This window comes from Citrobacter sp. VF227, from assembly GCF_052950715.1.
This window is the reverse complement of the sequence record NZ_JBRFVF010000495.1, coordinates 1-450: the sequence shown is the minus strand read 5'-3', so window position 1 is coordinate 450 and position 450 is coordinate 1. Positions and strand designations below refer to the sequence as shown.

The 450-nt window shown below is 63.6% G+C and carries 1 protein-coding gene; it reads left to right on the top strand.

The window, feature by feature from the left end:
• Positions 1-450: Crp/Fnr family transcriptional regulator (locus tag ACU8YC_RS27515; protein ID WP_446896329.1), on the top strand; the 450-nt coding region annotated here is incomplete at both ends.

Sequence of the window (450 nt, the reverse complement as noted above, 5' to 3'; positions counted from 1 at the left end):
CATCAGGGCGAGCCGGCACACAACTTCTACTTCGTCATCTCCGGTGCGGTGAAGGTCTACCGCCTGACACCGGACGGCCAGGAAAAGGTCTTCGAGGTGATCGGCAACCGCCAGACCTTCGCCGAAGCCATGATGCTGATGGACACGCCCAACTACGTCGCCTCGGCCCAGGCGGTCTGCCCGTCGCAGGTCTACCGCTTCTCCAACGCTGCCTACATGCGTCTGCTGGAGGCCAACCAGCGACTGACGTTCGCCCTGCTCGGCAAGCTCTGCGTGCGCCTGCACCAGCGCATCAACGAGATCGAGACGCTGTCGCTGAAGAACGCCACTCACCGCGTGGTGCGCTATCTGCTGACGCAACTGGCGCGGGTGAAGGACGACAGCAACAGCTTCGAACTGCCGATGGCCAAACAGCTGGTGGCCGGGCACCTGTCGATCCAGCCGGAGACG